Raw genomic sequence first — 20,496 nt, 5'->3', positions numbered from 1 at the left:
TCGAACCTGACACTCGTGAGCTTGCCACTGTTCTTACCCGAGCGTCTGCATATTCTTATGTGCACTGCAAAGCTATCATTCTTCATGATAACTCGACGCAGAACACCCGTTGTCGATCGGCTTTGCGCCCCAGACGCGCTCCCGCAAGGTGGCCGATCGACATCGAATAGTTGCTGCTGATCAGTCCATGCAAAATGACCGCACGCAATGATCCGACGCATGGCCTCGCCGATTATTCTGCGACACTTCCCTGGGACGATTGCCGACCAAAATTCCGCTTCAGGAAGGAAAGGCCGCTCACGGTCAAGCGCTCCTCATCGGTTTCGCCTTCGGCAACCAAGCCCTCAAGGTAAGTCTCGAGTTCCGGAAGCCTCCGCTCAAAGTCACCGACGATCCCCATGAGGTCGCAGGTGTCTTTGATGCGCTCGATCGGCTTGTCGAGAACGTTTATTTCCGTGCGCATGTTGGTTCTCTCGCTCCGGCGCGGAAAAATGACCGCGCTCCATCGGTTGGCGAACTGCGACCCGAATTTTCCTACGTAACTGGTCGTGCCGTTTCCTTGACAGCCTGACTTGTGGTGGCCATCCCGGCCGCATAGGCAGCGCCGGCGCCAAGCAGCAGCGCGCAGAAGCTTGCAAACATCACATAGGCGAAGTGTTTGCGCGCCTCTTCGATTTGCGCTTGCGTCGGAGACCGGGCAGCCGAGCCGACGGTTTCGCGGTTCGGCACACCCGACAAGGCCGCGACGCGGGCGCTTGCCGCGTATGACGGGCCGACCAAGTTGCTGGCAACGCTGGTGGCGGACGCCGGGATCATTGCCGCTGCCGCTACTACGACCACGGTTGCGACCGACCAGGCGGCCAGGGCATGTCCCACTCGCCCGAGACCCGTCTGATCGGGCGAATTGGCAGCTGCGACCGCGCCGCCCGTAAAGGCGGCGATGATGCCCGATACCGCCCACCATACGAAGGCGGCCCAGCTGGCGCCCGCAGGCGCGGCCTGAGCGGTCGGGACATCAATCGCGAGCAGACCGATGCCGAACCCCAGCATCGTCAACAGGATTTGAACAACCAACGAAGCAAATACTCCCGCCAGTACGGCTGACCAGGTCCAACCGAAAAAGGCATTAGGCACTGTGCGCGAGGCCATGATGAACTCCTCCAGTTCAACAATACTGTGGTGGAAACGCAGGGTTCAAACTTCTGTTCCCTTTCGGGAACTGCCGATGCGCTTTTTCGTTTAGAATCCTAGAGAGACCTAAAAGAGGAGTTGACGATGACGTTTGGCAGAGGCGCCCTGCTATGGCTCTTGGGCATTCCTCTTCCTGTCATTCTGCTGCTCGCGTTGTTCTGGCGTTAGCTGCAAACGGCGAGAACTGGTGGCAAGGAATAGATGTCCGACGGCCCCACCGGACGGGCCACAATTATGTGGCTGCTCCGCCTTGGCCCGCCTTCCCAAGACTCTCGCAGGCAGCGGGCATGATTTTTCCGTGCGGCAGCGGCCACCGGATGGTGGTGAGAGCGCGACAGGAGCCAACAGGCTTCGCGATCATGAAGGGCGGGTTCTTGCATGGATATCTGCAAGGAAGGCCACCAGCGCATCATCTGCGCACGCTCCGCTTTCGGGCGTCAACAGCGTAATTCCCCAGCGGGCGAGCATCGCCTCTTGCACGGGGTTCGATGAGGGCATGAACACAAACGAGCGCGGACGATGATCTCGGTGACCTGATCTTTCCCAAGTCTGCCAAATGCCGTGCAATAACAGGCGGATGTTGGGGTCAGACATGCTATATCCAATGAACAGGATGGTGCGACCCAAGGCGTCCGCGCGAAACTTGATATCCAGAGGGGAGTCGAAGGATAATCGGTCAAGAAAATCGGTCTCGGTCAGAACCAGCGACGCATCGTCGTCGAAGTCGCCATGATACTTAATGATATGCGTCACGCCATCCGCAGCATCGGCCATCTGCTTCGCATTCGCGATCTTTGCGTAAGGTTTATTGTGGACTTCGAACGCCGTTTCGAGGTTGCGGTCATAGTTAGTGGTGTAAATGGCTGGAAAGTCGAGCTCGACGATGAGTTTATGAAGCTGCGACTCGGCGACGCGATCCGGAGCGACTTTCCAAGTTCGATCCAGCCAACTTCGTAAAGGACCCATTCCACCCTGCTTCAGGCGATAAAATTCGGCCAGCAGTTGATAACCGTCGCTCATTCCATCGATCACGTCGGGACTGAGGTCGAGCTCTTTCAGCAGGTGATCGACGAGGCTTTGCCAAGACGGCAACCCCACAGCCATCGAGACGCCGGCGCCAACGAATAGAATCGCGTGACGCCGCTTGATTGCATCTGCCAAGACGTCCCTGGAAGATGATTTTCGCCTTTCCACACTTGCTTCTGAAGTTCTCATCCGTTTTCAATAGGTCAGGGCTATGCCGTTCTCTATTCGCATCGAGCCTTTCTGGAATGGGTCCGCTGGAGCGTCTGAGTTAATTGCGGCTTCGCAAGAGTGCGGCGCACTTCAGCAGAACGAGCAACGGCAGACTTCTTCATCTTAAGCGGCTTCCTTGGGGAGCTGCTCAGATCGCTATAGGCTCGCTCGATTGCGTCACAGAGAGTCAGCGAAGTTGATACGCTCGCGCCTCAACCTCCTTCTTTGCTCGGCTCGGCCATACACTGTTTCTCCGACTTGGAGCACGGCCCCACCTTGAGGTGGTCATGGAGGTTTATCGGCGGGACCGTGCATGGCCAGCATTCCTTTGTGACTGGCCTATGGATTTAATTCCATATGAAGCGGCTAGTTCCTAGTTTGATGTTCCCATTGCTGCGGGACGCCCGCATCCAGTTGCGGTCCGTAGTTAGCCGGTGTGAGAGGCCTTATTCGATGCCGATCTCCTTGATTGCGAGGGCGGAAATCTGAGCCGGATCTCGGACGTCGGTTTGTGCAATCTCGATGATCTTCTTCGCTAATCAGCGATGGCGCATAGGGCGTAGCAGCCGCGGGCTCGAATCTCCGCAAGGGCCATCGGAACATTCCTGCCAGAGATGTGGAACACAGGCCGCCCTGAACTCCTGACCCTACCGTCCGTTGACTCCGCGACCTTGGCCATCGGCTTGGCTTTTGCACCCTTTGTGCGTTGGAGTTTCCGTGCCAGCGTGCCGACCCTACTGGAAGGGCTATCTGAAGCTGTCCTTCGTCTCGTGTCCTATCGCGCTCTATTCCGCAATCTCGGCGGCCGAGCGGATCTCCTTCCGGCGGGTCAACCGGCCAACAGGCCATCGCCTCAAACAGAAACTCATCGATTCCGTTACTGGCCAAGCCAGACGCAGCCGACAAGGCGCGCGGCTATGAAGTCGGCGAGAACGAATTTCTGCTGGTCGAGGACCGAGACCTTGAGCGGGCGCGACGCGAGCGCCCGGCGCCTGGTGAGGCGGAACTGGCCGCCCCGCCCCGCCGTGAAAGCCCGCCAACCGTTCCCACCAGCCTTCACGACGAGCCCGCCAAAGAGGGCGCGGCCGACTATGATGAAGACGAGGAGCAGGAGGAAGCCGTCACTTTCCCGCGGCCGCAGAACACGCGCACAATCCAAATCGAGCACTTCCTTCCCGCCGGGCAGATCGACTCGCGATATTTCGAGAAGCCGTACTACATCATGCCCCGCGAGGAGATCAGTCAGGAATCGTTTGCGGTGATCCGAGATGCGATGAGCCGAGAGGCCGTTGTCGGCTTTGCGCGCGTGGTGCTGTCCTCACGCGAGCGGCCGTTTCTGCTTGAGCCGACGGGCCGCGGCCTCCGCGGCGTGACGCTGCGCTTCGCACACGAGGTCCGAAATGAGTTGGAATATTTCAGCGAGATTCCAGAGATGAAGCTGCCGCCCGAAATGATGAAGCTCGCGCAGCACATCATCCGGACGAAGTCAGCCGATTTCGATTCTGCTATGCTGGAGGATCACTATCGCAGCGCCTCGTGCGCATCCAGCGCAGAAAGCAGGCGAAACGTCCCGCGCAGGCGCCTGCAGTCAAGCCGTCACGCGAGAACGTCGTCAACTTCATGGACGCTCTCCGGCGAAGCGTCGCCGCCAACCGCCCGGCAAAGTCTACCCGCCGGAGCGGCGCGGCGAAACCGGCCACGGGAAGGCGCGGCGGGCGCCACCGCAGAGCCGGTTAACCCAAGATAGCTTCAGCGGCGCCCGCTCTTTGAGCCCACCGCTAAACAGTGGCGTTGTTGATAGCTTATGCCTTTTCTGCCTCTTCAAAACCTCAAGGAACCTCCCTTGATCAGAAAGGTTCATTTGGAGGCAGGATAGGAGGCGTGTTGCTGGTCGAGCCACCGGATAGCGCGCAGGCGATCGTCGACCCGCGGGATGCCGCCGAATCCGCGGGCCTGAGATATGTTTCCGACGAACGGCCCGGCATTGGGCGCAAGAAGGCGGGGACGGGATTCAGCTACAGACGACCCGACGGCTCGAGGCTCATCGAGCCTGACGCGCTGAAGCGGATAAGAGCACTCGCGATCCCGCCCGCCTGGACTGACGTGTGGATCTGTCCGCTTCCGGATGGCCATATCCAGGCAACCGGCCGTGACGCAAAGGGTCGCAAGCAGTATCGTTACCATGCGCGCTTCCGCGAGGTGCGGGAAAGCACGAAGTACGAGCATGTGGTCGCATTTGCAGACGCGCTGCCTTCCATTCGGGAAACCGTACGTGAGCACATGGCATTGCGCGGCCTGCCGCGGGAAAAAGTTCTGGCAACCGTCGTGCATCTCCTAGAGACCACGTTGATACGTGTAGGGAATGACGATTACGCCAGGCAGAACAGCAGCTATGGCCTGACCACGTTGAAGAACCGGCACGTGGGCGTCGAGGGAAACGAGGTTCGTTTCCGCTTCACCGGTAAAGGGGGCAAACAATGGTCGCTGCGCGTACGAGACCGGCGCGTCGCAAAGATCATTAGGGCCTGTCAGGAGCTCCCCGGACAGGAGCTACTTCAGTACATCGATGAACCAGGCAATTGCCAGGATGTCACATCGACCGACGTGAATGAGTATCTCAAGGCAATTACCGGTAAAGACATTACGGCAAAGGATTTCCGAACCTGGGCGGGGACGGTGCTGGCGGCCATGGCCTTGAGCGAACTTGAGAGCTTCGACAGCGCCGCTCAGGCGAAGCGCAATCTTCGCGGCGCGATCGAGAAAGTCTCCGCACGGCTCGGCAACACGCCGACGATCTGCAGGAAGTGCTACATCCATCCGGAGGTGCTGAACTCCTACATGGATGGAAACCTGGTCCTTGAGATCAAGTCACAAGCCGAGAACGAGCTTCGGAACGCTGTCGTAAATATGAAGCCGGAGGAAGCCGCCGTGCTCGCGTTACTGCGCGGCCGGCTCGCCAAAGAGGCGGAGCTGCCGGCCAGCGCCGATCCAAAATTGTTGTCTGGCAAGCGGAGCTCCACAACAAGGGGCCACGTGCCATGCCGAAGATCGAGAGCAAGGAATGCCCCTCCGGCTACTTCACCAAGCGGCGATGCATGAAAGCCTTCCGATGAAGAACCCAGGCTGTCTTTCCTCCTCAAGCCGCCGATCCAGCAAGCGAAGAAAACGCCGCGCCTGATTGCTGTTGTGCCCAGGGCGGCGGAACATGGGAGGCCGCTGACTTGCTAATTCGGAATCCCTCCCTGTGTTAGCAGCCCGGAACGGGCGACGGCCAAAGGATTTGTCCGGCAGGAGTGATCTCGATGCTGATGATGAACGAACGGTTGCCGGCCCTCCGGATGCTACGCGGCTGGGCAATCTCGGTGCTCCAGAAGGCGGGCGCCATCCGTGAGTGCGAGGAGCATGGCTGCATGAAGGACCGTGCAGACCCGCATTCCCGCGAGCTGGCGCTAGTCGTCGTGTGCCAGGACCCGCCGTTTGGCGTTTCACCGGACGAAGCTCTTACCGCGATCAAGGACGTCCTTGACTCGATTGGGGATACCTGCCCGGAGTGCCTACCCGATTGCGGCTAGGCTGCTTCCCGCTTCCCACGAAACTTTCGGATACGCTACCTAGCGTTATAGGCCGCCCCGCCCTTCCCAGTACGTAGGCATCCCGTAGTACCGGTGGGTGCGCGTTTCCCAGTCTCTATCCTGCCATGAGTCATCACTGAACTCAGGCGCATCCTTCAGCTGTTGCTCGGTGATACTGGTTCGAAAACCAGCAAGCGAGGTATCGTATGTCAGAGCGGCCCAGGGGATGGGATAATGGCTGTGGCCTAACCCAACAAATCCGCCAAAGCTCATGACGGCATAAGCCACGCGACCTGACGCCTTGTCGATAATGAGGTGATCAATCTCACCGATGTTCTTTCCATCTGCTCCATAAACCTCGGTTCCATGAATGTCTTCGCTTGAGATGCATTGATGATCCGGATGGGCTGTAGCGCGGGCCATCGGCTTCCTCCCTCAGTGAGTTCTGTCGACTTAACTCGGCCGCTACGGGGTCGTTCCTGGCGCTCCGGAGGACATTTCACAACGAAAGCACCCGCCGTAGCGCTCATCATCGATCTATCGTCGCCGACACTGGCTCTAACGACCTTCAGTCCGACCTGTTGCTAAGCTCCCTGTTGACGCAGCCCTGATCTCGAAACGTAGTCGAAAAGATGTTGAACGACGCGCCGGCCCCAAAAGCCGGTACCGCCGGGGAAAGTCACTTTTCGGCTGGTCATCCTGGTTCAACCTGACCCAAACTCGGCTCGACGGCCCCGCACAAGATTTTCGACCCTTGCTTCTCAAACGATCGCGCAAATTGGTCGCATCTTCTTTTTTGAGCGCAGGGGTCGCAGCAATAATAGGTGCCATCCCTTTTCAAGGCGGTGCGGAACGGACCTGCCGGGGCGGCCTGACGTTCGTGAGAGTATAACGCACCTACTGTTCAAGCAGGGACACTTCCGAATTTGGCCGCCTCCCTTTTGAAGGCGTTTTCGCTGACACTCGAAAGCATGATACGAGCAGCCCCGCCTACGGCATCGTTCCGCTCGCAGCGCACATAGGGGCTGTAGACGCGCGTTAGTTCGTAGTCGCGCTGAATTCAGGGGCTTCTTTTCGTCCTCCCTAAACTGTCCTCCTCCGGACGCACCCATTTCCTGCACGCCACCCCGCGGCCGCGGCGGGTAGGAACCAGACGATGGTCTAAGCGTTGCGGTTTCCGAAGCCGGAGGATCACATCATGGACTGGAATCGAATCGAAGGGAATTGGAACGAGGTCAAGGGCAAGGTCAAACAGAACTGGGCCAAACTGACGGACGATGACCTGACCGCCATCAACGGCCGGCGCGATGAGCTCGAAGGTCGGCTGCAAAAGCGCTACGGCTACGCCAAGGATCAAGCCCGTAAGGACGTTGATGATTGGTTTTCGACATTGCCCTGAACCCTCACGTTTAGGACAAACGCAAACTCGTTCGGTGTCCTTAAGCCGCCTTGCCACCCTGCAAGGCGGTTTTTGCTGCGACCGGATTTGGCAGGATGCTCCAGTAATCCGGACAACCTGTCCGCGCCGGTAAACTGCAAAAGAGCTTGCCCAAAACGATTCAGATTCTGCCCAGCAGAATCAAAATCAGCAGGATAATAATTACGAGGCCCAATCCACCGCCGCCGTAGTAGCCGGTCCCATAAAATGGGCCGCCGCCAATGCCGCTAAAGCCACCCAACAACGCAATCACCAAGATAATCAGAATGATCGTACTGATCGACATGGAACTCTCTCCATTCCGCATGGGCGCCAGACTGGAGGGATAAGCAATGCTGGAACTTTTGTTTCAACACGTGAGAGGACGCTGGGGATTTCGAGCATGGTGACGCATCCAAGGAACGTCATAATTTCCTTTTCGTTAAATCGCCGAGGGCAGTGCAAACTGTGGAGGAGGATTCCATGACTAAACGTTTTTTGATCTCGGTCGCCGCGGCGACTCTGATCGCTGGAACCGGTTTCGCCAATGCGCAGGGAACCGGAACGGGCCGTGACTCGCCGTCGGGCGGTGCCGCAACCCAGCAGCGTGGCGCGACAGAAGATAAGTCCGACATGAAGTCCGAGCAGAAGTCGATGGGCGCTGAAAAGAGCCAGCGCACAGAAGACCAGATGAAGGGCGGCAAGGACATGAAAGCTGAAGGCCGCGAAGACAAGGGCATGAAAGCCGAGGGCAAGGAGGACCGCGGCGGCTTGAAGGCCGAACAAAAGACGACCGGCCAGGGCACGACCCAACGTGACCAAGGCCGTGATCAGAGCACGACGCAGCAACGTGATCAGAGCACGACCCAAGGCCGCGAGCAGACTACGCCTCAGAAGGACCAGAAGGCCCAGGGCAAGGAAGACCGCATGCAGACTCAGACGCAGGGCGGAGCCGCGGGCAAAGAGACGACCACGACGGGCCAGGCTGGCGCTGCCGGGAAGCTCTCGACCGAGCAACGCACGCAGATCACCAGCGCGATCAAGGAGACCCGCGTTGAGCCGGTGACGAACGTGAACTTCTCGATTTCGGTCGGGACTAAGGTACCGCGCGACGTGACCTTCCACACGCTGCCGGAGCGAGTGGTGACGATCTATCCGGAATGGCGCAGGTACAAGTACATCCTCGTCAAGGAGCAGATCGTGATCGTGGATCCGAACACCTACGAGATCGTGGCGGTTCTGGAGGCCTAAATCCGACGGTTGACTGCGAGTTCAGGGCGGGCAGAAATGCCCGCCTTTCGCATGGGGCATGCCTGCTCAAAACCGTGGCCGGGGACGCTTAGTCTAGCGCAGCGCGGACTCAGGGATGAAAGCGCGGCCTTGATTTTTTCGAACGGGCTTAGTCCCGCATTCATCGCATCAATGCTGTATTTGGTCTGAGACCCGCTCATGGGCATTTCGGAATGCTTGGCTATCCAGCGCTTACGCGAATTATTCATGAATTACATTCGCGAGGCCGAAAGACTCGAACGAAAACGTGTCGCCACGCGGGGCCAAGCGAACAATCTCCGCAGCCCCAGATGCGATAGCCCGCGACTTTTTTCCTCGGCTCTGCAAAATATCTCGAAAGAGTAGTCCGTCTACGCGCCGGTAAGCCGTCGTTATCTGACCTTAAGCCGGGAGAGAGACCGAGAGCGATCGGCTCCTAGGCAAATCGGAAACTTCCGAGTGGCACCAAGCGGACCTGCCAAGCGCACTGGTGGATGTCCGCTTTCGACGTGAATAAAGGACTTTAACTACTTCTTGCGATGCCGCACGGATGCTTCGGCTTCCTGATGGAGTAGGAAGGCCAGTTTCGAATTCGCTGCCATCGTGGACATGCTCGACCTACCCGAGATCGCGTATAGCGATCCACTGCCCAGCTGTTAGATGCCGTCAGGTGTTCGCGCCTAGATATTTTCCGCCTGGAATTTCGGCCATGCAGCGTCCAACGCCTCGTATTCGAAGGCGACACTTCGGGATCGTGCTTAACAAGCCATGCGTCGGCAGCGTCGCGGTTCGCAAAGACTTTGAGATGATCACGGTCGCCGACTGTCTTGCTGGTATCGACATAGACCCAGACTGTTGCCATCAGTGTTCCGCACCCAGCGTTGCAGCCTGCGCCGTTTTCATCCGGGCTGGCATCGCCACCGCACGGTATTGGCGGACACGGCCCCGCGCCCTCTCGGGGGCATGGGGTTGAGGCGGGGGCCGCGCCGGGCCACTGATACGCGTACTGAGTGGCCCGCAAACGAAACGGGTTCGCAGACAGAGTTGTTCCTAGCGATCCGTTGCCTGCCTGGCGAATAAGGTTGCGGCGGGCAGGTCAGGACGTTGTCAGCCGTCGCCTTTACGTGCAGGTGACATCTCGCCCTCAAGCCAGTCCTGTTCCTCGGCTAATGCTCTCCAAGCTGCTTTCATTCGCATGTACTGTTGGCGGGTTGGCTCCGTTGGGAGCACCTTCCGCGAGGTAGCGCAGTTCTCCGCATTTTGCCGGTATTATTTCAGTTGCTTCATGATTTCCGCGACGCAACCGGCCGAGCTTTCCTTATTGCTGCTCCTTCGGAGTAATCTCGGGCGACGGCGTCGGCGCTTTATCTTCCGGCGTGGTTGTTCTCAGTTCAGGCGCCGCCGTGCAGTCACCGGCCCAGAGCTTTGTGCCCTTGACCGTTCCGACGAGCTTGCAGCCTATCGGCGCGCTCGGCTTTATTTGCATAAGCGGCTTTCCTCCGACGTTGGCTTCTTCTGGGTGCGGCTTTGCGCGAGCGCGACGTTTGACAATGAGACCAGCACAAGCCCCAATGCGACAGTGGCGCCAATAGCACTATGGATGGTCATCTGTCGTGCCTCTCTCAGAAGCGGTGCCGATCGTGGGCTCGGAGCAAGCTATTGTCTAGCAGCATCACGAAGGCATGATTGTCGCCGTCTCATCTTTCTCGCCAGCCGCCTGCCATGATCTTTACGAAACCGGTTCGCCCCTTCGCTATTCTCTAGTCCAAGAACGCCTGCTCGAAGGATCGCGGTATAGCTTGGCGTATCCTCGGCGCAGTTCAGTCAAGAGCATCGGCTGCACCATCCGCGATCAGCAGGCGACCAACATGTTGCAATGGAAATGTTCTTCTCTTGAAAGAACACAACTTCGGGCCGATACTGATCGAAGTCCTTGACTATCACAGCAATCCGAGGAGGCGATCATGGCAATCCAGATCGTGATGGATCGCACCGGCGACAGCCGTCATCACTTCAACTCCCACGACACACAAGAACTAGCGAAGGCGGAGCAGCGGTTCTACGAGCTGACGAAGGTCGGCTTCACCGCGGCGGTCCGGACTGGTCCAGGTCAGGTCTGCCGGATCCGATCGTTCGATCCGAACGCGGAAGAGACGGTCTTCTTCCCCCGGCTGGTCGGCGGGTAGTCGGCTTTTCTGCGATGTTCGGCTTTCGACCGCTACCAGGCGGCCGCTCCCGCAAGAGAGCGACGCGAGCACTCTTCATCAGGCACGGCGCCGAGGGCACGCCGGAGGGCCGGTCGCTGCGGCTATTGCGAAAATGGCTGTCGCCGAGCCAGCTGGAGCAGTTCGGCAGACGGGGCTACTTTGAGGTCGTCGGAAGCGACAGCGGAAAGCGGTACAGGATCCACGCCGGGGCCTCGGTGAACGTGTGCGAGATCGACGAACGAGGTCGCCTGCAGGAGGGGTTGTGTTTCATGCCGATCGGCGCTCTGCCGATCGGAGATGTCATGCTCGCCCAGAAGATCGCGCTGGAGACATGCGAGGACAAGGCGCGCGCCGTGGCCCGCAGGTTCACTCCGAACGGCTTCCATTTCAGACAAACCCGACCTCTCGGCTGACGCCGCGGACCTCATCACGGCTGCAGCGGAGCGTTCTATGCCGACTTCCGCTGCGGCTTCGGCGTCGTCTTCTTTGCGGCGTTCTTCTTCGCCGGCTTCTTACCGGAGATCGCCAGCAGCATCTCCTTCTGTCCGGCGGCTTTCCTCGGCTTCTTCGTGGCCTTCGAGGGCTGCTCCTTGCCGACGCTCCGGCGCAGCGCCTCCATCAGGTCGACGACGTTGCCGGCGGCGAGACGCTCCTTCGGAGTGATTGGCTTGCCGGTGCGCTTCTGGTTGATGAGGTCAATCAAGGCCGTTTCGTACTGGTCCTCGAACTTCTCGGGTTCGAACCGGCCGGCCTTCTGGTTCACGATGTGCTTGGCGAGATCGAGCATGTCCTTGGTAACTTTGACGTCCTGGATTTCCTCGAAATACTCCTGCTCCGACCGCACTTCGTACGGGTAGCGCAGGAGCGTACCGACAAGCCCTTTGTCGAGCGGTTCGAGCGCGATGATGTGCTCGCGGTTGGTGAGGACGACACGTCCGATCGCGACCTTGTCCATCTCGCGGATCACCGCGAACGCGTCATGGCCGACCTTGCCATCGGGCCGCAGGTAGTAGGGCGGATCAGATAGCGAGGGTCGATCTCGCTGCGGTCGACAAACTCGTCAATCTCAATCGTGCGGGTCGATTCCAGTGCAACGTTCTCGAGCTCCTCCTTCGAGACCCTGTCCACGATCCACTCCGGTAAGGGCCAGGAGTGGAAGTCGGTCTATCTGCTCAACGTGGTCGATGGCTGCATGCCTTCGGACCTCGGCGCCGGCACCTCGGCTGAGATTGAGGAGGAACGCCGACTGCTCTATGTGGCGATGACCCGCGCAAAGGACGACCTTCATCTGGTCGTGCCGCAGCGCTTCTTTGTGCATGGCCAGCACGCGCAGGGGGATCGCCACCTCTATGCATCAAGGACACGATTCATTCCTGAAAAGCTGCTCGGTCTATTCGAGTGGACTGCTTGGCCAGTCGTGCCAGCCGGCGCCACGGCACGCACCGCCGGTCAGGGACCAAGGCTCGATATTGGCGCCCGCATGCGCGGTATGTGGCGGTAGAAACTAGGCCACTAGGGGTCGTAACAGACCAGGACCGACCCCCGGTGCTAGGGGCTGGGTGCTCTTGGAACTTACGGTTCCGATAAGATCTAGCCCGTGCCTCCCGGCTGTATCGCCCCCCAAGCCCCAGCCGGGAGTTGGCGGTCCGGGGCCGTTTTTCTTGTGGCATTCACGGTGAATTCATCTGCGGAACGGTACCAGCGAGAGCTCCGCTTACCTGCTCGACATCCTTTGAACGAAAGAGGCCGCCAACTTAGGCGGCCTCTTAAAGAGCTGTTCCGACTATCGACGGCCGCCCCTTAGCGGGGTCGTCTTCTTGGCGATCATTGACGACGCTTGGCTCTATATTGCCGCTTCATTCGTTCGCTCTCTAATGATCGCGTGGATTGCGAAAACCAACTCGGTTATATCAACCAATTGCCGCTTGTTCCCGAATTATGCCTTTGTGCCTTTGATCCCCATTGCCCCGAGGCACGCCTAGGGGTCCCAGCCCTCCACGAGCCGGCTTGCGCTGGGGCCATTTTATTCTGGGCCAGGGCATGTCTGGGTCAGCAAGTACCCAGTCTCGACTATTTCGGAGGCTGTAGGCCGGGTGACATCAGCCATTCGTTGATATGACGGACAGTATCAGCCTGCCTTGCCTGCAGCTCCAATTGCTCGCGCTCGATGCTGCCTGGAGGAAGAGCTTCAGCCTGTGCCCTGATCTCGTTCGCACGTTCGGCGAGACGCTCTTTAAGGGAACTGGTCTGTTTGAACCGACGGCGCAACATTATGACCTCCGTTCAATGCTGCCTAATAACGGTTACGGTCACATCGCGGTTCTGATTTGAACCCAAGGCCCCGCGTTGCGGCATTCACGATTGAGCGAGCGAAACAAATGGCCGGATTTGATTTTGTCGGCTACCGGACAGACGGCGTGGAGAGGCGATGTGTTCAGTTGATCCTTCGGCTGGTCTAACTCAGACTCGCATTTAGACCCCGGTTGCCTATTTATCCCGCATGCCTAACTCTGCGTTCGACCCCTGCATTCCGACCCGCGGGACCAAGGTCCCTGATCGGCCGGACTGGCTTCACGAGATCAAGCACGATGGCTATCGGCTAATTGTTCAACGTGAAGGCAAGCGCGTGCGGCTATTCACCCGCAACGGATACGACTGGAGCCACCGTTTTCCGATCATCGTCGAGGCCGCGCTGCGGCACCGGTCGAGCTCGTTCGTGCTCGACGGCGAAGCGGTGCTGCTCGGCGTTGATGGCCGATCCGATTTCGATGGGCTGCATTCGCGCCAGCATGATGAAGAAGTCCAGTTCTATGCCTTCGATACGCTGGTGGCGGACGGCGACGACATCAGGAAGCTGCCGCTCAGCATGCGGAAGACCAGCCTCGCCCGGCTCCTTGCCCGCCGGATCCACGGCATCTTCATTAGCGACTTCGAACAGGGCGAGATCGGCCCGGACCTGTTCCGGAAGGCTTGCGAATTCGGGCTTGAAGGGATTGTTTCGAAGCACCGAGATCGACCGTACCGCGGTGGTCGACAGCCTCATTGGGTTAAGAACAAGAACCGGAAACACCCGGCAATGAATAGAAGTTTTGAGGATGAGCGGTAGCCCTGCCCCTCAACTCGGGGACGGAACCGCTGCACCGCAATTGAAGTGGTGTCGGGTTAAGGAGACCGCCGATTAGTCGGTTGGGACGCGGGTGATGCGGTACTGTCCTCGGTGCGACAATAGTCGCTGGGTTTGCGAAAACCACGTTGATCGGCCCTTCGTCGGCGAAAGGGCATGCAAGTGCGGCGGTGCCGGTGCACCCTGCCCGGACTGTAATCGAACTGATCCAGCCGATCCAAACGCCGTCCCCCGCGATGCCGGCAGGCTTCGAACCCGATATGAGTTAGGCACTTAGGCGGCACGAAGACGTTAAAGAGGAGCCGCGTTGATAAGCGCGCAATTGCCGGCGCGGTAAGGCCCGACGGCAACCCTCCTCTTCCCGCCGTCGGGCCACTGAGAATGAGTCGTGAAACGATCGCGAAAAATCACGTTCGGCGAAATGCGCGAATCAGGCGTTCGTCGCGTGCTAGTCTATGTTTCGACCACAAATGTAGCCACTCAATCGAGATGGACGCCGATATGTGGCCGGGATAACTCGGTCGCAACATTGCGCGGAACATCCGCGCACGCGGGCCATTGTTTATTCGCTTAGCTGGGGCGCTACCGGAGGAACGAATTCATGGCATACCATCCGAACGATCCCCATCGTGCGGGCCGGAGTGAAGAGGAAATGCGGCGTCGCGATAATGAGCTGCAAGCCGATCCCCAGCTCGTCGAAGGTCCCGCCAGCGGCACCAAGGTCGCAATGTACGCCATCGCCATCGCAGTCGTGCTGGGTGTCGTGTTCTACGGCCTGAACAACAACAGCGTGGACCAGGCGGGGACCACGCCGCCCAGCGAGACCGCGCAGCAGGCCCAGCCGGCCAACCCTGCGGGCAAGACCACCAACACCGAGCCCGGCACGACCACGGGAGCGGCGACGACCAACCGTCCGACGCCGCCGTCTCCGAACCCCACAGGTACGGAAGTCGATCGCAGCAAACAGTAAAGGTCAATAAAAATGGCCCCAGCGCGAGCATGCGCCGAGGCCATCCAAAGTATTACCTTCCTAACAGCCGGATAGAGTAGTGGGTACCCATCCGGCGTTCCGATAGAAACGGGAAAAGATGGCAACGTCTGCCCAATAGTGAACAGAACCTGGAAGATCGTTGAGCCCGCAGCCTGCGTCGGGGCCTTCTAAGGAACCTGCAGCGTTGCTGAGAGTCGAATCCATCGCTCCCGGGGAATCGTGGAGACAAACCGGGAGAAAGTGGCGGCCCCAGCTAACTCCGTGCTGGGGCCGTTTCTCATTCAGAGCGGTCAGATACACTCTACCACAACTTCCAATTAATTTGGTTCAAGTCACGGGCTGACATATGCAATGATCCGCGCGCGCAGATAAACGCCCTCGCCGATCACCCGGCCGTGGTTCCCTGAAATCACGATCGGCAGGCGTGAAGCCTGAGACGAGACCGACGTGACCGCCGCCTCGGCGTCTTGTCACCACCATCGCCCCGACCTCTGGTCGATCTGCGCGACCTCGGCCAGGTGATGGCACATATTGACGATCAGGACATCGGACTGTGAGTACTTCACCGGATGCTCGGATGGGAGCGGCGATGTCAAAGCTCAACTGGCTCGCTGCGCCGTGTGTTACTTGCCCGCTAATAATTCTGCGCCGGTCCAACGCTACCGGCCATGCCAGCTCCGCGAGCTCCCAATGGATCAGCCGCTCCCGTCGTCGTGTAGCGTGCGGTCTGGTGCTCCATTTCGGCGTTAAGTTCGGCCCCGATCAGGATCACGATCGCAGACAACCAAATCCAGGTCATGAAGCCGATGACCGCGCCCAAGGACCCGTAGGTCCGATTGAAGCTCCCAAAATTCGCAGCGTACCTTGAGAATAGCATGGAGACCGCAATCCAGGCGAAAGCGGCGAACGCGCTCCCCCACGTGATCCACCGCCATCGCGGCTTCTCGCGCGATGGTCCGTAGCGATAAACAAGAGCAAGTGCCGATGTGAGGACGGCAAACAGCGCCGGTCAGCGACCGGCCCACACAAGAAATTCTGCTAATTCCGACAAGCCTAGAGCGTGATGAGTCTAGGTTTGGTCATAACCGGCGTTGGCGAAGTAATTGGCGCATTCGGCCGGTGATACGGTGTCGAGGATTGGAGCGATAGCATCGTAGACGGCCTCGGTGGTTCGCTGCGCGGCTTTGCGCAGCCAGTGTTTGAACTTGGCAAAGAACTGCTCGATTGGGTTGAGATCTGGCGAGTATTTCGGCAGGTAGAAGAGTCTTGCGCCGGCGGCACGGATGGCGCGACGCACGGCGCGGGCCTTGTGCGAGCCAAGATTGTCCATGACCACGATGTCGCCGGGCCGCAGGGTCGGAACCAAAACCTTCTCGATGTAGAGAAGGAAGGCTTCGCCGTTGATTGGCCCCTCGATGAACCAGGGAGCGGTGATGCGATCGTGGCGCAAAGCGGCCATGAAGGTCATGGTGTGCCAGCGGCCGTGCGGCACCTTGGCTTTGAGACGTTGACCACGCGGCGCCCAGCCCCGTAGCGGCGCCATATTGGTTTTGGTCCAGGTCTCGTCGATGAACACCAGCCGAGTGGGATCGATCCGATTCTGATACTTGGTCCACTGCATCCGCCGACGGGCAACATCGGGACGATCCTGCTCGGCGGCAATCAGCGTCTTTTTTTGTAACTGAGCTTCTCAGCGTGGAGGAACTCCCACATCGTGCGGTAATCGACCTTGAGCCCACGCACAGCGAGTTCGGCCACCAGCCCGCGCACGGTAAAATCCTTCCGGCACCGTTGCATCAGCCATTCGCGGTGCGGCCCCGCAATCTTCTTTGGCCTATAGCCGCCGATCTGGTCCGGCTTGACGCTGCCGGTCTCGTGGAAGCGCTGTACCCAGTTGATCGCCGTGCTGATGCCCACCCCAAATTGGGCGGCCGCCTGATGCCTCGACAGGCCGCCTTTGATGACAGCCTTCACCACCCGCTCACGAAGGTCGTTCGAATAGGGTTTTCCCATCCATGCTGGCCTCCTTCCCAGCCAGCATGTTGAATCAGAAGCCTTCCGATTTGGGAATCCTCAATCGATTCAAACTAGACCCATCCCGCTCTAGATATTTGAGTGCGGACGGCAGAACGACCAAAGCGGCGATGGCTACTAGCACGAAGACAATGCCGGCCGCGGTGAACGCAAGCGAGATGGCGTTCAGCTTGATGAGGCTTCGCGCCTCTGTTTCGGCGTACGCGACGTTGAGCGTGTCGAAGACCGACTTCATCGCCGCGTTCGCGCTCCACAAGGATACGGCAAGTCCGACGATGAAGGTCAGCCCGAGCGTGCTGCCACGCTGGGATGCGACCCGGGTGAGTTCGTCCCGGATGACATCGATCGCGCCTCCTGGCAGCAGGCCCGACAGCTTCTCCAGATGAACGGTGAGCGTTGCGGGGTCCGAGACAGCCCATAGATCGCGACCAGGGCCGCGATGGCAGGAAATATGGCCAGCAGAGTGTAGAACGTCACGCCGGCGGCCAGAGCAATGATCCGGTGTTCGGAGATTGTTGTGAAAAACCCGGAGCAGAATGTCCTTCCATCCGCGCGCCGAAATCTCCGAGGGCGCGCTTGCGAGACGGCCGCGCCCTTCATCCGGTGCCCCATATGATCGACTGGTACCGGCGACAGCCGCCGCGGCCGAAAGCCGGCTACGAACAGGGCTATGGTGGTCACGATAGCCCAAATCGGCGGGCGGTCGTCTATCCGCAGAAGTTGCCCTCGGTCAGAGAGGCGCATTTTCGGCCTTCCATGGCTGTATCATCAAGTACCCATGGCGATTTCGATGACGATGCATCGCTGGTCCTTACCGAAGCCGATTTTCTGAATCGACTATCCAGGTTGATTACCACCTGCGCTGGAACAGTTTTGAGACCTGCTAGGATTGCCCGTGCCACGGGTCGACGTTCGATGTCGGCGGTCACCGATCAGTCCTCGGGCCATCGGCCCCTGGCGACGGTCGAGCGCTGACAACTGCTTCTGCGGCGGCTTACGCTAAGCACCTTCCTATTTAGCCAATCGATCCCGCCGGCGGCCGATGGAGGAGCCCCGTCTCCTTACCGGATTGGAACAGGGTTCGCTCTCCCGAATTGTGCTCTTGAGAGGAAGCGTATGGAGACTGCGCTGAAGGCGTGGCCCACGATGTGCCGCGCCTACATTTCCAGCCAATTCAATAACCAGGAGCGGGACATGCACCAGCTAATCTATCTCGTTGGACTGATCGTAGTAATCCTCGCCATCCTTTCCTTCTTCGGGCTTCGTTGAGCAATTGCCATGACCACGATCGAAGAGGAACGGATCTATCCGGGCCATATCGCAGCTCCCAGCTATCTTGGCTGGACGCCTGCCATCGCAGGAGCGTTGATCGCAACGGCGCTTTCCGCCGTTCTGATCGCCTTCGGAACGGCCATCGGATTGGGCGTGGCATCCTCCGCGCCGACCTGGCGCGACGCCTCGGTGGCGCTTTGGCTGCTATCGGGCATCTATCTGATATTAGTATCGCTGGTCAGTTTCGGCCTCGGCGGCTACGTTGCCGGCCGCATCCAAACGACCATGCCTGCCGCTGATGCCGGTGAGGTCGAGTACAGGGACGGCCTCCACGGCCTGGCTGCCTGGGCCATCGCCGTCGTCATGACCGTGCTCATCACCGCTCTGCTCGGAAGCGCGACCCTCGCGCGTGCGCCTTCCACCCAAACCGCGCCCGCCGCCAGTGCGGCGGAGCCGATGTTGAGTTACGAACTCGACCGGCTGTTCCGTCCGGCGCGACGAACACCCAATGCCGAGACGGCGATGGAGCGTGCGGAAGCCGGACGTGTTCTGCTCACCTCCTCCAGCCACAGCGGCGTCGCGGCCGAGGACCGCGCCTATCTGGTGCAGTTGGTGAGCGGCGTTACCGCGCTGGCAGGCCCCGACGTCGAACGCCGCGTCGACAACATCATCGCCAGCGCCAAGACCGCGATTGTCCGTTCGCGGCGCAGCGCCATCATCGCGGCATTTTCGGTCGCGACTTCAATATTGCTGGGAGCTGTCGTGGCGTGGTTCGCGGCTTGCGAGGGCGGTCGCCATCGCGATGGCGCGGAGCCGGCCTGGCTGACAAATCGTCCTTTGACAGCAAGAGAACAAGGTATCCCGTGAATGGAGGCTGCCGCCACGCCGTCCACCACGCGGCTGCAAGGCGATGTTCATGAGCCAGAACACGATACGATTCGCGCAGAGGTGATCGGCTCCGGCGCCCTTCATCTCTGGCCGGACCTGTTGCGCGAAATTCAGGAACGTCTATTCGAGGAAGCCGTTCTGGACGATCAGGCGTTTCGGCACGCATTGGCGCTTTACCTGCACGACCATCATCCTCGCACGGCGCGTCGAGCACGTGTTCGGCCCGCTGACGCGCGGCTTCAGGATTGCGGATTGGATTGTAGGCCGACGGCGCTTGAATCAGACCGGCGAGCATGGCGGCTTCAGCCAAGGAAAGCGCGGCCAGCCCCTTTCCGAAATACACGCGAGCACCGGACAATACTCCGTAGGCTCCGCCGCCAAGATAGACGCTGTTCAGGTATTCGGCGAGGATCGCGTCCTTATCCATGTGAAAGTCGAGCCATAGCGCTGCGAATGCCTCGCGCAGTTTGCGGTTCATCGACTGTTCGCGCCCGACAAGACCGCGCAGCCTCACGAGCTGCTGGGTGATTGTGCTCCCGCCCTGGACAACCCCGCCGGAATCGAGGTTCACCGTCGCTGCGCGCAGCATTGCGATGGGATCGATCCCGACATGCTGGTAGAAGCGGCGATCTTCGATGCTCAGCACCGCCTTGACGAGCAGGTCCGGGAAGGCGTTGCGGGCAGCTGCGTCCGCGAGAGGTCCGGCGCGTCCGACGTCCGCCGCTTTCATCAGAAGGGAATGCCGGTCGAAGCGCGCCGGCGTGTCAGCGGACGGCGCACCGTACAGCGCCCACAGGATGCCACCGGTGATCACGGCCCGCTCGCCCTTTGAAGCTGCCTTCGTGGACTGCTTCGTCCTAAGGCGTGATCGCGCGCGTCTCAGTCAGCTTGATAATGCGCACTGGTGGCGCGAAGCGGCCTTGCCGGCATGAGCGGCATTTGAGAGACGCTTCTAGCTTCCAAATGAGCGTGTCCCGCGAGCGACGGATCGCGTCGAGTGAAAAGCTCGCCCGCGTCTTGCAACGGTTGCACTCCACCTCAAGCCAGCCGAGGCCGCCATCGAGACATTGGCCGATCGTCGGCGACGGCTGGACGGGTCCGCCATAGCCTTCCATCCGCAAGGACCATTGCGTGAGCCTCCGCCCGATCAGCCTCACGGGCGGCCTTCCTAGCTTCCTCTCGGGCTTGCCGAGCGCGTATCTCGGCGCCCATGATCTGGCCGCCCCAGATGACTTGCCGGTTCTTGGTGCTCATCGCGGGCTATTACAGCGCTGTCGCGCCGTACTCGCAATCCA

At 59.7% G+C, this 20,496-nt stretch carries 18 protein-coding genes and 5 pseudogenes; 10 read left to right on the top strand and 13 right to left on the bottom strand.

The annotated features are described in order from the left end of the window. Positions 1 to 232: 232 nt before the first annotated feature. The 4 genes from IVB05_RS12575 to IVB05_RS12560 form a co-directional block, all read right to left on the bottom strand. Positions 233 to 463, bottom strand: a complete 231-nt coding sequence (locus tag IVB05_RS12575) for a hypothetical protein (RefSeq protein WP_247784656.1) — start codon at positions 461 to 463, stop codon at positions 233 to 235. A 71-nt stretch (positions 464 to 534) separates the two neighbouring features. Then, a complete protein-coding gene (locus IVB05_RS12570; RefSeq protein WP_247784653.1) occupies positions 535 to 1,149 on the bottom strand; it encodes a hypothetical protein in 615 nt (204 codons plus the stop codon). 399 nt (positions 1,150 to 1,548) lie between these two features. Further along, entirely contained in the window at positions 1,549 to 2,406 is an 858-nt protein-coding gene (locus IVB05_RS12565) for an SIR2 family protein (protein ID WP_247784651.1), read from the bottom strand. 898 nt (positions 2,407 to 3,304) lie between these two features. Beyond that, positions 3,305 to 3,595 carry a hypothetical protein gene (locus tag IVB05_RS12560; protein WP_247784649.1) on the bottom strand — a complete coding sequence of 97 codons (291 nt, stop codon included), beginning with the start codon at positions 3,593 to 3,595 and terminating at the stop codon, positions 3,305 to 3,307. Positions 3,596 to 4,314: 719 nt separating this feature from the next. Here IVB05_RS12560 and IVB05_RS12555 point away from each other — a divergent pair. After that, positions 4,315 to 5,526 (top strand): DNA topoisomerase IB, encoded by a 1,212-nt coding sequence (locus IVB05_RS12555; protein ID WP_247786669.1) that lies wholly within the window; start codon positions 4,315 to 4,317, stop codon positions 5,524 to 5,526. A gap of 203 nt (positions 5,527 to 5,729) precedes the next feature. Then, a complete protein-coding gene (locus IVB05_RS12550; protein WP_247784646.1) occupies positions 5,730 to 5,999 on the top strand; it encodes a hypothetical protein in 270 nt (89 codons plus the stop codon). A 45-nt stretch (positions 6,000 to 6,044) separates the two neighbouring features. Here IVB05_RS12550 and IVB05_RS12545 read toward each other — a convergent pair whose 3' ends face one another. Further along, complete coding sequence (locus IVB05_RS12545) at positions 6,045 to 6,422, bottom strand: PRC-barrel domain-containing protein (RefSeq protein ID WP_247784644.1); 378 nt, start codon at positions 6,420 to 6,422, stop codon at positions 6,045 to 6,047. Between the two features lie 775 nt (positions 6,423 to 7,197). Here IVB05_RS12545 and IVB05_RS12540 point away from each other — a divergent pair. Further along, a complete protein-coding gene (locus IVB05_RS12540; RefSeq protein ID WP_108522348.1) occupies positions 7,198 to 7,398 on the top strand; it encodes a CsbD family protein in 201 nt (66 codons plus the stop codon). 160 nt (positions 7,399 to 7,558) lie between these two features. On the opposite strand, the gene IVB05_RS12535 is transcribed toward IVB05_RS12540, so the two are convergent. Next, positions 7,559 to 7,723, bottom strand: a complete 165-nt coding sequence (locus IVB05_RS12535) for a DUF3309 family protein (protein ID WP_247784641.1) — start codon at positions 7,721 to 7,723, stop codon at positions 7,559 to 7,561. A gap of 161 nt (positions 7,724 to 7,884) precedes the next feature. Between IVB05_RS12535 and IVB05_RS12530 the strand changes: the two genes are divergently transcribed. The 3 genes from IVB05_RS12530 (at position 7,885) to IVB05_RS12520 (ending at position 11,305) form a co-directional block, all read left to right on the top strand. Beyond that, positions 7,885 to 8,667: a DUF1236 domain-containing protein gene (locus IVB05_RS12530; RefSeq protein ID WP_346771849.1), complete on the top strand. Its 783-nt coding sequence runs from the start codon at positions 7,885 to 7,887 to the stop codon at positions 8,665 to 8,667. A gap of 1,982 nt (positions 8,668 to 10,649) precedes the next feature. Beyond that, the gene (locus tag IVB05_RS12525) at positions 10,650 to 10,871 is read left to right on the top strand and encodes a hypothetical protein (RefSeq protein WP_247784638.1); all 222 of its coding nucleotides are present in this window, start codon (positions 10,650 to 10,652) and stop codon (positions 10,869 to 10,871) included. 14 nt (positions 10,872 to 10,885) lie between these two features. Continuing rightward, a complete protein-coding gene (locus tag IVB05_RS12520; protein WP_247784636.1) occupies positions 10,886 to 11,305 on the top strand; it encodes a hypothetical protein in 420 nt (139 codons plus the stop codon). Positions 11,306 to 11,340: 35 nt separating this feature from the next. Here IVB05_RS12520 and IVB05_RS12515 read toward each other — a convergent pair. Beyond that, positions 11,341 to 12,011: pseudogene (locus IVB05_RS12515) on the bottom strand (Ku protein); the annotation flags it as partial. A gap of 1 nt (position 12,012) precedes the next feature. On the opposite strand from IVB05_RS12515, the pseudogene IVB05_RS12510 reads away from it, so the two are divergent. Continuing rightward, positions 12,013 to 12,393: pseudogene (locus IVB05_RS12510) on the top strand (3'-5' exonuclease); the annotation flags it as partial. A gap of 569 nt (positions 12,394 to 12,962) precedes the next feature. Here IVB05_RS12510 and IVB05_RS12505 read toward each other — a convergent pair. Continuing rightward, a complete protein-coding gene (locus IVB05_RS12505) occupies positions 12,963 to 13,163 on the bottom strand; it encodes a hypothetical protein (protein WP_247784633.1) in 201 nt (66 codons plus the stop codon). 229 nt (positions 13,164 to 13,392) lie between these two features. Between IVB05_RS12505 and IVB05_RS12500 the strand changes: the two genes are divergently transcribed. Then, positions 13,393 to 13,998, top strand: a complete 606-nt coding sequence (locus IVB05_RS12500; RefSeq protein WP_247784630.1) for an RNA ligase family protein — start codon at positions 13,393 to 13,395, stop codon at positions 13,996 to 13,998. Positions 13,999 to 14,617: 619 nt separating this feature from the next. Next, a complete protein-coding gene (locus tag IVB05_RS12495) occupies positions 14,618 to 14,986 on the top strand; it encodes a hypothetical protein (protein WP_247784628.1) in 369 nt (122 codons plus the stop codon). 655 nt (positions 14,987 to 15,641) lie between these two features. On the opposite strand, the pseudogene IVB05_RS12490 reads toward IVB05_RS12495, so the two are convergent. The 3 genes and pseudogenes from IVB05_RS12490 to IVB05_RS12480 form a co-directional block, all read right to left on the bottom strand. Next, positions 15,642 to 16,064, bottom strand: a pseudogene (locus IVB05_RS12490) (YihY/virulence factor BrkB family protein); the annotation flags it as partial. Between the two features lie 12 nt (positions 16,065 to 16,076). Then, positions 16,077 to 17,020 (bottom strand): IS630 family transposase gene (locus tag IVB05_RS12485; protein WP_247777928.1). Its coding sequence is split into 2 segments (ribosomal slippage): positions 16,077 to 16,682 and positions 16,685 to 17,020, totalling 942 coding nucleotides; the frame shifts between segments, so codons are not numbered across the junction. 34 nt (positions 17,021 to 17,054) lie between these two features. Next, positions 17,055 to 17,732, bottom strand: coding sequence for a YihY/virulence factor BrkB family protein (locus IVB05_RS12480; RefSeq protein WP_346771848.1), 678 nt, complete (start codon positions 17,730 to 17,732; stop codon positions 17,055 to 17,057). A 587-nt stretch (positions 17,733 to 18,319) separates the two neighbouring features. Here IVB05_RS12480 and IVB05_RS12475 point away from each other — a divergent pair. Then, entirely contained in the window at positions 18,320 to 19,180 is an 861-nt protein-coding gene (locus IVB05_RS12475) for a hypothetical protein (protein WP_247784626.1), read from the top strand. A gap of 286 nt (positions 19,181 to 19,466) precedes the next feature. On the opposite strand, the pseudogene IVB05_RS12470 reads toward IVB05_RS12475, so the two are convergent. Continuing rightward, positions 19,467 to 19,931 (bottom strand): annotated as a pseudogene (locus IVB05_RS12470) (biosynthetic peptidoglycan transglycosylase); the annotation flags it as partial. Positions 19,932 to 20,058: 127 nt separating this feature from the next. Further along, positions 20,059 to 20,455 (bottom strand): annotated as a pseudogene (locus IVB05_RS12465) (hypothetical protein). Positions 20,456 to 20,496: the final 41 nt, after the last annotated feature.

It is taken from the genome of Bradyrhizobium sp. 170 (genome assembly GCF_023101085.1).
GTDB lineage: Bacteria > Pseudomonadota > Alphaproteobacteria > Rhizobiales > Xanthobacteraceae > Bradyrhizobium.
Note: the sequence above shows the minus strand (reverse complement) of the source record. Positions and strands in the feature narration are given on the sequence as shown.

Coding starts and splice junctions, on each gene's coding strand:
- IVB05_RS12575 (WP_247784656.1), bottom strand. CDS start 463: ATGCGCACGGAAATAAACGTTCTCGACAAGCCGATCGAGCGCATCAAA.
- IVB05_RS12570 (WP_247784653.1), bottom strand. CDS start 1,149: ATGGCCTCGCGCACAGTGCCTAATGCCTTTTTCGGTTGGACCTGGTCA.
- IVB05_RS12565 (WP_247784651.1), bottom strand. CDS start 2,406: ATGAGAACTTCAGAAGCAAGTGTGGAAAGGCGAAAATCATCTTCCAGG.
- IVB05_RS12550 (WP_247784646.1), top strand. CDS start 5,730: ATGCTGATGATGAACGAACGGTTGCCGGCCCTCCGGATGCTACGCGGC.
- IVB05_RS12545 (WP_247784644.1), bottom strand. CDS start 6,422: ATGGCCCGCGCTACAGCCCATCCGGATCATCAATGCATCTCAAGCGAA.
- IVB05_RS12540 (WP_108522348.1), top strand. CDS start 7,198: ATGGACTGGAATCGAATCGAAGGGAATTGGAACGAGGTCAAGGGCAAG.
- IVB05_RS12535 (WP_247784641.1), bottom strand. CDS start 7,723: ATGTCGATCAGTACGATCATTCTGATTATCTTGGTGATTGCGTTGTTG.
- IVB05_RS12525 (WP_247784638.1), top strand. CDS start 10,650: ATGGCAATCCAGATCGTGATGGATCGCACCGGCGACAGCCGTCATCAC.
- IVB05_RS12520 (WP_247784636.1), top strand. CDS start 10,886: ATGTTCGGCTTTCGACCGCTACCAGGCGGCCGCTCCCGCAAGAGAGCG.
- IVB05_RS12505 (WP_247784633.1), bottom strand. CDS start 13,163: ATGTTGCGCCGTCGGTTCAAACAGACCAGTTCCCTTAAAGAGCGTCTC.
- IVB05_RS12500 (WP_247784630.1), top strand. CDS start 13,393: ATGCCTAACTCTGCGTTCGACCCCTGCATTCCGACCCGCGGGACCAAG.
- IVB05_RS12495 (WP_247784628.1), top strand. CDS start 14,618: ATGGCATACCATCCGAACGATCCCCATCGTGCGGGCCGGAGTGAAGAG.
- IVB05_RS12475 (WP_247784626.1), top strand. CDS start 18,320: ATGACCACGATCGAAGAGGAACGGATCTATCCGGGCCATATCGCAGCT.